The following is a 10,497-nucleotide window of genomic DNA, read 5'->3' on the forward strand; positions in this document are numbered from 1 at the left end:
GCAAACCTCGCCCCGCGTCCAGATTCTCCACGCCCTATACGCCTCGCAGAGCATCACGGCATAATCGGGAGCGTGGGCTTTCTCTGGGGCAGCGCCGAGCCGAAGCGTTCGCAAACGATCTCGATTTGGGAAGGTTTTCTCGCCATTTTGTTCATCAACTGGAGCACCGGGGTGGTGATGACCGGGTATGCCCTGTGGCTGGGAGCCACCCCCGCCGCCCTAGCCGCGCTAGGGGCCTTGCCGACGATAGCGCAGCTGGCCGCCCCGGTGGCCCTGCTTTTGAGCGGCAGCCGCAAACACCTGTGCATCCTGCTGTCCAGAGGGGGGCGGGCCTTGTTCGGGCTGGTATTGCTGTTGCCCCTAGCGCCAGCGGATTGGCGGGTTCCCGGGTTGCTGCTGGTGGCCGCCCTGAGCCAGTTCGTCATCGCCCCGGTCAACGTGCTGTGGACGAGCTGGATGGCCGATCTAGTGCCCGAGCGCGAGCGGGGGAGCTACTTCGGCTTCCGTAACGCGCTGCTGGGGTTGGTAGGGACGCTGGGAAACCTGCTAGCTGGGGTGCTGATCGACACGATGGGTAAACCCTGGGGTTTTTTGCTGGTGCTGGGAACCGGGGTGGTAGCTGGGGTAGGGGCCACGCTGTTGCTGCGCCTACAGCTCGAGCCCCCCGCACCCGCTCCTAGGATCGCCCTGGCCGATTTACGCTCACCCCTCGAGGAGCAAAGGTTCCGGGGCTTTCTGGTTTTTGTAGCGGCCTTCATGGGGGCGGTGGCGGTGGGCAGTTCGTTCGTATTCCCGCTGTTCTTGCAATACGCCCGCATGAGCTTCGCCGAGGTGGGCCTTTGGACGGTGATCGCCGCTGGCGTTGGCCTGTTTGTAGGCCCCTGGTGGGGGCGGGTGGCCGACCGTATCGGCCACGAACGGGTTTTGGTCTATACCAGCGCGATCTCCGCGGTGGTGCTCCCGACCTTGTGGCTTTCGGGAGGACCAGGGCGAATCGAGCCGATCTGGCTGGCCGCGGTTGGCGATCCCATCGCCTGGGGGGGCTTGGGAACCGCCCTCACCAATATCGCCCTCCAGAGCGCCCCAGCCGCGCGGCGCAACCTCTACTTGGCCTGGTACTGGGTGGCCTTCGCGGTGGGCGGGGTCCTGGGCGCGGCGGTCGGAGGAACTTTGGGCAATCTAGAGCTGGGGCCGAGCCCCTACCACCTGCCCATCCTAGCCTCTATGGCGCTGCGCGCGACGGCGGTGGTGTATTTGATTGGGCGCCTCAGAGCGCAGCGCTAAAGCCGCCCGGGTCTCACGCCGGATCGAGGCGAAGCGCTCGAGGGCCGCTGCCTCCTCGAGGGGATGCGCCCCTACCCACCACAACCTCGAGCCAAAGAGCCCACGACAACCCCCGGGGCCGCATTCGACCTCGGTATAGTGCGGCCATTGGCCATATGGCCAATGGCCGCACCCCGGGACCTCCCGCGGGGGCTCAGGGGCCACCCCGCCAGAGGGCGTTATTCGAGCCCAGCCAGCTTACGGTTCTTGGAGATGTAGCTTTGAAACTCGGCAGGTACGTCTTCTTCAGGGTAGATGGCCGAGACCGGGCAGGCCGGGACACACGCGCCGCAGTCGATGCACTCGTCGGGGTGGATGTAGAACTGATCTCCGCCGTCGTAAATGCACTCCACCGGGCACACTTCCACGCAGGACTGGTCCTTCACACCGATGCAGGGTTCCGTGATGACATGGGGCATACCAAACCTCCTCCCTCAGCAACTCTGCCTATTGTAAAGGATACTGGGCCAAGTCGAGCTACACCCCCATGTACTTGCGGAAAGCCTCCCGGCGGATCACCCCGTGAACGGTGTTACCGTCGGCCACGATGACCACCGGGTAGCGCCAAAATAGCGGGGAAAGCTCGCTGGCCGCTACCTCGCCAGAGACCACCGGAGCCTCTTCCCAAGGCACGACGCCATCGCCAAGCCCCAACACCCCCACCGGCGCCCCGTCCTCGGTGAGCACCGCCAGCCGGCCCTCGAAAGATTCCACCGCCTCGAGCGTCTGGATCGGCTTGGCCAGCCTGCGCGCCGGGGAGGGCGCGATGAGCCCGGCGGTAAGGAGCGAAGAAGAAGGAGCTCGTACGGCCCGCTTAGCGATCCATAACGAGAGGGTGAAGCTCACCACGAAGGTTAGCCCCTCGAGCAGGCCGTAGAAGTTGAACCCCCCCCAACCGATCAGGCCGCGCCCCCCCAGGGCCCAGTGCACCAACCCCGATACCAGCAGCGCGATCACCAGGGAAGCTAGATAGGCGATTAGACCCGCTTGACGAAGCTCACGCACCGTTCTCATATCCCTCCAGCCATACCAGGTCTTCCTCTTTGTCCAAGTCTACGCCGATCTCGGCGTAGGGGGCGACGAGGGCTCGAGCGGGAAGCCCCAGGATGCGGCTGACCCGGCGCTCGAGGTCAGCGATGGTGAGGTTTCCCAGTATCAACTTGACCACCGTGCCCACCCCTACCATCTGCGCCAAGGCCAGAGGATTTTTGCGCAGCGCCACCGCTTTCTTGGCCAGCGGAAGGGCCGTGGCGAACAAGGCTTTGTCCAGCAGGATGAGGTTTCCCCCGGTGAAAGAGCCCTCCCTGAGCCGGGCATAGGTACGGCGCATGTTGGGGAAGCGCCCCTCGATGGCCTCTTTAGGGACTGCGCAGTAGACCAAAGCGGCGGAAGGGGCCTGCTCGAGCACATAGCGTACCGCCTCAGGGGTGAGAAAGGGCATATCCCCGGTAGCGACTAGCACCTTTTCTCCCTGGGCCTCGGGAAGGGCAGCCTCGAGGTTCTCCAGCATCCCGCCCCTGTCCGGCAAAGACACCCTGGGTTCAGGCGAAAGCGCCGCCTGGGGGCCCACGTAGATAAGCCCTAGGCCAGCTTGGGCCAGCGCTTTTAGGGTGTATTCCACCAGCGGACGACCCCGGTAGGGTACCAGGGTCTTGGCGGGAACCGCAAAACGCTTCGCCAGGGGGTCTTCCGGCCTGCCCCCGGCCAGCACGATGGCATCCACGGAGGAAAGATAACACGCGGGAAGCGGAACGCCAAACGGCTCGGGGCCAGAGGTCCTATCCCCCGGCCCCAAAAGCTCGACCTTACAGCCGGTCCATGTTCAGGCGGATCCGCTCGGTATCGCCCGGATCCAGCCGCAACCGGAGCACTTCGGCCCGGTACCCGGGGGCCAGGGCTACCAGCTCGCGCGCGTTGGGGTTTACCGTCACCCGCAAGAAGCCGTTTTGGGTGGTCCCAACCTCGCTACCGTCCACAAAGATCCGTACTGGCCCGTTGACGTTGACGCTGATCTCGAGCGTGGTCTGGAGAGGGGTCAGCCGGGCGTCTACCCGCACCGTCCGATCGGCCTCGATTCGCACATTGGTGCGGAACTCGTTGTACCCCCCCGCCCGCACCACCACTTCGTAAGTACCTTCGCGCAGGCTGAGCTGCAAGGGGGTACGGCCCGAACGCGCCCCGTTGATCCATACCTCAGCCCCGCCCACGTTGGAGTTCACCAAGAGGGTCCCGTTGCGCACCTCGGGCTGCAGGGTGGCGAAGACATTCACGCTCTCGCCGGGGCGCGGTTGAACGGTGGTGAGGTAGGGAGTATATCCCCGCAAGCGCACCTCCACCTCGGAGCGGCCTGGGCGAATCGAGATGCTCAAGGGGGTCTGGCCCACCACCTGACCGTTGACGATGACCTGGGCCCCCTGGGGGGTGGAGTTCACGTTGAGGGTGGCGCTCGAGGGGGCAGGCGGAGCCGGTGGGGTGGGGCGTGGGCTCGGCTGAGGCTGTGGGGTAGGGAGGGGCGGCTGGGCCGCGACCCGGCCTACCCAGTAAGTGGCCACGTCGCTCACCCAGCTCTGCTGCGGGATCGGGGTGACCACGATGGAGAGGGCTCGAGCCAGGTTTTCGGCCCCTTGTACCCGTACTTGGCCACGCTCCACGTCGGCGATATCGCTCAGCGAAAGCGGCTGCTTGCTGGCCACGGCCAGCACTTGGTCTTGGCCTTCTGGCCCGCTGATGGTGAACTGGTAGTTGGCCCCTTGCGGCGGGAAGCGGCGGGTCTCTCCGGCCCGCAGGAAGTTGTCCCGGCTAAAGCTATTGGGCAGGATCAGGTCAATCTTGCCATCGGCGTTGATGTTGAAAAGATAGACGTAGGCGTCCTGGTTGACCTGGGCGTAGATGGCGATGTTCTCCCCGATGCGGTAACTAGAATTCCCGGTCTTGCCGGGGTCTTTGTCCACCCAGGTTTTTACCTGAAGATCGGTGGGCACCGGGTTGACGATGATCCCCTGAGGGGTGATCCGCGGCTGGGCTAGAGCCAGCATCCCGGTCAGGCTTAACAGCGCGGTTGCTAACAAACCTTTGGCGTTGATTCGCTTCACTTGGGCACCTCCTGTCTCGAGGCTAAAGCGGACGGAATGACCCGTGTGAGAGGCTTCGGTCTTAATGTTGAGCCCCCCTTTAGTTAGTAAAAATGAGTTTATTTTTGATGATGTTCGGTAAACAACGAAACGTTTTGGCAACGGCTATTTTTCATAGTTATCTCATAGATACCACGCCGAGTTCGCGGAAGCGGCGGTAACGGTCCTCAAACAAGGCTTCCGCCGAGAGCGAGCGCAGCTCGTTCAGTGTTTCCTGCAACCCCCGCTTGAGGTGATAGAGGGCCGCCGCCGGGTCGCGGTGGGCCCCCCCGCCCGGCTCAGGGATCACCTTGTCCACCACCCCCAGCTTGAGCAGGTCGGAGGCGGTGAGCTTGAGGGCTTCGGCGGCCTTGGGGGCTTCCTTGGCGTCGCGCCAGAGAATGGCCGCGCAGGACTCCGGGGAGATCACCGAGTACCAGGCGTTTTCCATGATCAGGATGCGGTTGCCCACCCCGATCGCCAGGGCCCCGCCCGAGCCCCCTTCGGAGAGGATGACCGCGATGGCCGGGACCCTGAGCCGGGCCATCCGCTGGATGCTCTGGGCGATCACCCAGGCCTGGCCACGCTCCTCCGCGCTGATCCCCGGGTACGCTCCGGGGGTGTCAATGAGGGCGATGAAGGGGCGGCCAAAGCGATCGGCCAGGTCCATCATGCGCATGGCCTTGCGGTAGCCCTCCGGGTGCGGCATCCCGAAGTTGCGCAGGAGGTTCTCCTTGGTGTCGCGCCCCTTTTGCTGCCCCACCAGCACCACCGGCTCGCCGTCCAAATAGGCCAACCCTCCCACGATGGCCGGATCATCCCCCACCGCCCGGTCGCCGTGGAGTTCGACAAACCCCTCGAAGACCTGAGCGATCACGTCCAGGCTGGTGGGGCGCCCCGGAGCCCGGGCCAGCTGCACCCGCTGCCAGCGGGAGAGGTTGCTGTAGGTTTCCTGTTCCAGGCGATGCAGGCGTTCACGCAGCACCGAAACTTCGGCCTCGAGGTCCACCCCGCTTTGCTTGGCCGCCGCCTCGAGCTCGGCGATCTTGGCCTGAAGTTCGAAGATCGGCTTCTCGAACTCAAGCGGCACGGGCACCCCCCCACGGTTGACGCCGGAACAAGCCTCTTGCTCCGTCCACAACGGCGTAGGACTTGCAGTGTATGACGTATGACATCTGGCTAACCCCTCGGATACAAGTGCTTAAGCACCGCCGCCACCCGGTCTTTGAGAGCCCTGCGGTCCACCACATCGTCCACCATGCCGTGCTTGAGGTGGAACTCGGAGCGCTGGAACCCCTCGGGCAAGTCCTGGCGGATGGTCTGCTTGATGACCCGAGGTCCGGCGAACCCGATCAGGGCGCCCGGCTCGGCGAAGATCACATCCGCCAAGGCGGCGAAGCTGGCCGTCACCCCACCGGTGGTGGGATCGGTCATGATCGAGACGTAAGGCAAGCGCTTGGCCCACAGCCGGTCCAGGGCCAGGGTGGTCTTGGCCATCTGCATCAGCGACAGCGCCGCCTCTTGCATCCGCGCCCCTCCCGAGGTCGAGACGATCACCAAAGCCCGTCCCTCTTGCGCGGCCAACTCAGTGTTGCGGGCGATTTCCTCGCCCACCACGCTCCCCATCGAACCCCCGGCGAAGGCCCCGTCCATCACCAGCAGCATGGTAGGGACCCCACCGACGGCACAGCGACCCCCCAAGATGGCGTCGGGTCGGCCGGTCTCCCTCTGATAGCGCTCGAGGCGTTTGGGGTAGGGCTCGGTGTCCACAAAATTCAGCGGGTCGGCGGGGCGTACCTGCCCGGTGGTCACCGCGAAGCTCCCCTCGTCGGCCAGGAGGGCTACCCGCTTTTCCACCGAAATGCGCATATGATAGCCACACTTGGGGCAGACCTGCCAGTTGGCCTCGAGGTCTTTCTTGTAGATCGTGGCGTCGCAGCCGGGGCACTTGACCCACAGCTCGGGAATATCCCTCGCTTCCCCCTGGGCGCGGCGGCGGCGAAACAGACGTTCTAAAGCCATAGGCTCCTCGTCAATTCATCGAGATGAAGGTCATTGTACTCGAGGCGGCTTGAGCCGACCGGAGAGCCAAAGTATAACACCGCCTTATTCTTACACCCCCAGCCCACAGCGCCAAGACAGCTGCGGAGGAGTGGACCCAACACGGTTCGAGTTACCCTAACGGCTCACCATCGCCCCGTTTACGTAGGGCGTGGGGTCCACCGCCACCCCATAGCGAAACACCGAGTAGTGTAGGTGTGGCCCCGTGGAACGCCCCGTGGAACCGACCTGCCCGATAAGCTCCCCCAGCCCCACCTGCTGGCCTTTGCTGACGGCTACCCCTGAGAGGTGGCCGTAGAGGGTCAGGTAGCCGTTGCCATGGTCGAGGAGGACCATCAGGCCGAAGACATTGTTCCAGCCGACCTCCACCGCCACACCCGGCGCGGTGGCGAACACCGCCGTGCCGGTAGGGGCGGGGAAGTCCAAGCCGTTATGAAACTCCGTACTGTCGCCGCCAAAGGGGTTGGAGCGGTAACCGAAGCCCGAGGAGATATAGGTGGCCACCCGCAGGGGGATTCCCTGGGGAGGCGGGGTTATCGGCGGGCGGGGCCGGGGGTCGTCGCGGAGGGGGGAGTCCAGACCCTCTTCGAGCGGCCCGATCTGGGCGGCGAAGTTGCTCATCATGGCCCGCAGGTCGAGGAGCTGGTCGCCCAGATCCGAAGACCCTCCGGCCCCTTTGGGGGTGCCGGGCGCAGGGGGAGGTGAGGCCGGTTCGGGCAGCAGCTTCACCGCCGGAAGGCCAGCCTTCTTGCGCAAACGGTTGATCTCGAGCTCGAGCCCCTTGAGGTTCTGCCGCATCTGCTCGGCTTCCACCGAGTAGGTCTGGTTGCGGGCTCTCTCGGCCTCGAGCTCGAGTTGCAGCTTGCGGGCCTGCTGTGAGAGCTGATGCAGCTGGGCCAAGGCGTGGCGCGCCTGGTTCCCCTGGCTCCAGGCGTAGGCCAGGATCCCCACCACCCCCAGCACCAGCACCCCCAAGGCCCATAGCGGCACCGCTACGGCCTGGGGGGCAGCGGCGCGGGGGAGCGGCGAATCCAAGGGCCGTCTCATGGGCGAACACCCCAGCTTATCCGGAGAGTTGTCCCCCGGTGGTGACGGCTGACCCGGCGGCCTATTCCGGCTGGGGCAAAGCCCGGGGCTCCCCGGTGTGGCTGTGCCCGATAAACGCCGCCCCGGCCTCGATGTCAAGGGCCTTGGCACAGACGTCTCCCTCGAGGCGGGCGGTCTTGAGCAGCATCAGCTTTTCCTGGGCGATCACCTGGGAGCGCACCGTCCCGTGAATCTGAATGTTGACGGCCTGCACCAGCTCACCCTTGATCTCGCCTTTGGGGCCGACCTCGAGGTCCCCCTCCACGACCACCGTGCCCTGAACGCGTCCATCAATCCGCACCGAGCCGCGCGCCTTGAGCACCCCCTCGAGCTCAGTCCCCTCGCCCAGGTAGGTGAGGGCCGCTGGGTTGGATTTGCGTGAGAGCATGTCTCCTCCTACAAGCAAGGTTCACTCAAAGACATAGGGGCCGGGGTCCACCGCCACCCCGGCGCGAAACACGGTGTAGTGCAGGTGGGGACCGCTCGAGCGCCCGGTCGAGCCGACCCGGCCTACCAGGTCACCCTTTTCCAGCTGATCCCCCACCCGGACCTCGATCCTCGAGAGATGGCCGTACAGGGTGCGGTAGCCGTAACCGTGGTCAATCTCCACCGCCAGCCCAAAAACCCCGTTCCAACCGGCACTCACCACCGCACCCGGGGCCGCCGCATAGACCGGGGTGCCGTACGGGGCAGCCAGGTCGAGGCCGTTGTGGAACTCGAAGCCGTGCCCAAAGGGATTGGCGCGGTAGCCAAAGGTCGAGGTGATGCGATCGTAAAAGGCCATCGGCACCCCCGAGGGGATGGCTGCCTCGCGGCGCAGGGTTTCGGCCAAGGCCGGCTCGAGGTCGCCGAGCTTCTCCCCGTACTCGCGGATCTGGCGCTCAATCCCCGCCCAGACCTGCTCCAAGCTCGCAGGCTCCCCTCCCCCTTCCCCTTTAGCCGGTGGGCCACTGCGGGTCGGGACCAGGCGGATTTTGGGGAGGCCGGCCCGCTCGCGCAAGCGGTTGATCTCCGCTTCCAGGGTCTCGAGGCTTTTGAGGGTGGCCTGAGCCTGGTTGGAGAGGCGGTTGTTGCGGGTTTTCTCGGCCTCGAGCTGAAGGGTGAGCTGCCGAGCCTGCTGCGAAAGGTCAGCCAGCCGCAGCTGCAGGTTGCGCAGCTCGGCGGTGCGGTTCCAAAGATAGAGGTTGACCCCCGTCCAGAGAAGCAACCCAAAGAGCAAGGCCAGGGGCACCCAAACAGGCAAGGAAAAGCTTTTTGGAGCCGCGCCCGTGCGCGCTAACCAGAACGTGTAGCGGACTGGACGTCGGCGCATCTGGGGGATTATGACACGGGCATTTACGGCCGGTCAAGGTTATATAACCCAAGCCGCCCAAGCGTGCTGGAACGGATTCTTTTGTTTTTGTAAGTCACTTACAGTCGTTAGCCCCAAGCACACCCCAGTGATGTTTGAAAGGTACTTTGGGATTCCCAGCTAAGATAGAGCCTCGGGAGAAATCCGGATGAAGACCGCAGACTTTCTCGTCATCGGGGGAGGCGTGGTGGGGTTGACCATTGCCCTCGAGCTGGCCCGCCGCCACCCCAAAGCCAAAATCGTCGTCCTAGAGAAGGAAAAAGCACTAGCCCAGCACGGCTCGGGGCGCAACTCGGGGGTGCTGCACGCCGGATTCTATTACACCGCAGACAGCCTCAAGGCCCGCTTCACCCGCGAGGGGAACGAGAGCTGGAAACGCTTTGTCAAGGAGCGTGGGCTCAGGATCAACGAGTGCGGAAAGCTGGTGGTAGCCAAGCACGAAGGGGAGATCGAGGGCCTCAAGGAGCTCAAGCGCCGGGGCGACTTGAACGGGGTCGAAACCCACCTCATCAGCCTTGCGGAGGCCAAGAAGATCGAGCCTCGGGTCAAGACCACCGAGCTGGCGCTGTGGTCGCCCAACACCGCCACCGTAGACCCCTTGGAGTGTATGGCGGCCCTGGCCCAGGAGGCCCAACGCCAGGGGATAGAAATCCTGCTCGAGAGCCCCTACCAGGCCCGGCGGGGGAAGAGCGTGATCACCCCCCATGAGGTCATCAGTGCAGGATTCGTGGTCAACGCCGCCGGGCTCCACGCCGACCGGATCGCCCACGACTTTGGCGTGGGCTTGCGCTACCGGATCCTGCCCTTCAAGGGGCTTTACCTATACAGCTCAGAACCCCAAGGAAGCCTGCGCACCAACATCTACCCGGTGCCCGATCTGCGCAATACCTTCTTGGGAGTGCACTTTACGGTCACGGTGGATGGCCGGGTCAAGATCGGTCCCACCGCCATTCCTGCCTTCTGGCGCGAACACTACGGGGGGCTTTACGGTTTCGACCTCCGGGAATCCTTATCGATCCTGCGCGACGAGGCGATCTTGTTTCTCCGCGACGAGTTTGGCTTTCGCTCCTTGGCCCTCGAGGAGATCCGCAAGTACTCAAAGCCCTTTCTGGTGGCCCAGGCTGCCCAGCTGCTCGAGGGGGTCAAGCCGGAGAACTATCAAACCTGGGGCCGCCCCGGCATCCGGGCCCAGCTCTACGACCACCAGGCGCAAAAGCTGGTGATGGACTTCGTGGTCGAAGCCAACGCCGAGAGCCTCCACGTCTTGAACGCGATCTCCCCGGCCTGGACGGCCTCCATGCCCTTTGCCAAGCATGTAGTAGACCAGGCCGAAGCGTGGATGAACGGAAAAAGGGGCTAGCGAAAGACCCCGGTGTGCCCCAGGCTGTAGCGGCCCGGCTGGGGGTAGATGGCCAGCCCGTGCGGCCCCTTGCCCACCCGGATGCGCCGGATCAGGCCGCCTTTCTTTAGGTCGGTGTCGAAGACGTAGACCTCCCCGTGGTAGCGCCCGGAAAGCCACAGCCTCTTCCCGTCCGCCGAGACCCCCCCCATGTCCGGGCTGCCCCC

12 protein-coding genes are annotated in these 10,497 nt (G+C 64.7%); 2 read left to right on the forward strand and 10 right to left on the reverse strand.

The window, feature by feature from the left end; genetic code table 11:
• Window positions 1–72 precede the first annotated feature (72 nt).
• Complete coding sequence (locus DNA98_RS16915) at window positions 73–1,284, forward strand: MFS transporter (RefSeq protein ID WP_110532566.1); 1,212 nt, start codon at window positions 73–75, stop codon at window positions 1,282–1,284.
• A gap of 218 nt (window positions 1,285–1,502) precedes the next feature.
• Here the strand turns inward: DNA98_RS16915 and DNA98_RS16920 are convergent, their stop codons facing one another.
• The 9 genes from DNA98_RS16920 to DNA98_RS16960 form a co-directional block, all read right to left on the reverse strand.
• Window positions 1,503–1,742 carry a ferredoxin gene (locus DNA98_RS16920; protein WP_110532567.1) on the reverse strand — a complete coding sequence of 80 codons (240 nt, stop codon included), beginning with the start codon at window positions 1,740–1,742 and terminating at the stop codon, window positions 1,503–1,505.
• A gap of 58 nt (window positions 1,743–1,800) precedes the next feature.
• Complete coding sequence (locus tag DNA98_RS16925; protein WP_110532568.1) at window positions 1,801–2,337, reverse strand: hypothetical protein; 537 nt, start codon at window positions 2,335–2,337, stop codon at window positions 1,801–1,803.
• Complete coding sequence (locus DNA98_RS16930) at window positions 2,321–3,046, reverse strand: molybdenum cofactor guanylyltransferase (protein WP_110532569.1); 726 nt, start codon at window positions 3,044–3,046, stop codon at window positions 2,321–2,323. Before DNA98_RS16930 ends, DNA98_RS16925 begins: the two co-directional genes overlap by 17 nt.
• Before the next feature lie 82 nt (window positions 3,047–3,128).
• A complete protein-coding gene (locus DNA98_RS16935) occupies window positions 3,129–4,415 on the reverse strand; it encodes a PEGA domain-containing protein (RefSeq protein ID WP_110532570.1) in 1,287 nt (428 codons plus the stop codon).
• Window positions 4,416–4,572: 157 nt separating this feature from the next.
• A complete protein-coding gene (locus tag DNA98_RS16940; protein ID WP_110532578.1) occupies window positions 4,573–5,523 on the reverse strand; it encodes an acetyl-CoA carboxylase carboxyltransferase subunit alpha in 951 nt (316 codons plus the stop codon).
• A gap of 89 nt (window positions 5,524–5,612) precedes the next feature.
• Entirely contained in the window at window positions 5,613–6,455 is an 843-nt protein-coding gene (gene accD / locus DNA98_RS16945; protein WP_110532571.1) for an acetyl-CoA carboxylase, carboxyltransferase subunit beta, read from the reverse strand.
• A gap of 156 nt (window positions 6,456–6,611) precedes the next feature.
• Window positions 6,612–7,541, reverse strand: a complete 930-nt coding sequence (locus DNA98_RS16950) for a M23 family metallopeptidase (RefSeq protein WP_110532572.1) — start codon at window positions 7,539–7,541, stop codon at window positions 6,612–6,614.
• Between the two features lie 61 nt (window positions 7,542–7,602).
• Window positions 7,603–7,968, reverse strand: coding sequence for a polymer-forming cytoskeletal protein (locus tag DNA98_RS16955; RefSeq protein ID WP_110532573.1), 366 nt, complete (start codon window positions 7,966–7,968; stop codon window positions 7,603–7,605).
• Window positions 7,969–7,989: 21 nt separating this feature from the next.
• On the reverse strand, window positions 7,990–8,892 hold the full coding sequence (locus tag DNA98_RS16960) for a M23 family metallopeptidase (protein ID WP_110532574.1): 903 nt from the start codon (window positions 8,890–8,892) through the stop codon (window positions 7,990–7,992).
• 187 nt (window positions 8,893–9,079) lie between these two features.
• Between DNA98_RS16960 and lhgO the strand changes: the two genes are divergently transcribed.
• Window positions 9,080–10,291 carry an L-2-hydroxyglutarate oxidase gene (lhgO, locus tag DNA98_RS16965; RefSeq protein ID WP_110532575.1) on the forward strand — a complete coding sequence of 404 codons (1,212 nt, stop codon included), beginning with the start codon at window positions 9,080–9,082 and terminating at the stop codon, window positions 10,289–10,291.
• On the opposite strand, the gene DNA98_RS16970 is transcribed toward lhgO, so the two are convergent.
• Window positions 10,288–10,497: YncE family protein (locus DNA98_RS16970; RefSeq protein WP_370444457.1), on the reverse strand; the 210-nt coding region annotated here is incomplete at its 5' end. The two genes, lhgO and DNA98_RS16970, sit on opposite strands and share 4 nt — an antisense overlap.

The sequence above is a fragment of the Meiothermus sp. Pnk-1 genome (assembly GCF_003226535.1).
Taxonomy (GTDB): Bacteria; Deinococcota; Deinococci; order Deinococcales; family Thermaceae; genus Allomeiothermus.

Bases quoted from the DNA above. Each gene is read 5' to 3' on its own strand.
- accD (WP_110532571.1), bottom strand. From the start codon at position 6,455: ATGGCTTTAGAACGTCTGTTTCGCCGCCGCCGCGCCCAGGGGGAAGCG.
- DNA98_RS16920 (WP_110532567.1), bottom strand. From the start codon at position 1,742: ATGCCCCATGTCATCACGGAACCCTGCATCGGTGTGAAGGACCAGTCC.
- DNA98_RS16950 (WP_110532572.1), bottom strand. From the start codon at position 7,541: ATGAGACGGCCCTTGGATTCGCCGCTCCCCCGCGCCGCTGCCCCCCAG.
- DNA98_RS16925 (WP_110532568.1), bottom strand. From the start codon at position 2,337: ATGAGAACGGTGCGTGAGCTTCGTCAAGCGGGTCTAATCGCCTATCTA.
- DNA98_RS16955 (WP_110532573.1), bottom strand. From the start codon at position 7,968: ATGCTCTCACGCAAATCCAACCCAGCGGCCCTCACCTACCTGGGCGAG.
- lhgO (WP_110532575.1), top strand. From the start codon at position 9,080: ATGAAGACCGCAGACTTTCTCGTCATCGGGGGAGGCGTGGTGGGGTTG.
- DNA98_RS16960 (WP_110532574.1), bottom strand. From the start codon at position 8,892: ATGCGCCGACGTCCAGTCCGCTACACGTTCTGGTTAGCGCGCACGGGC.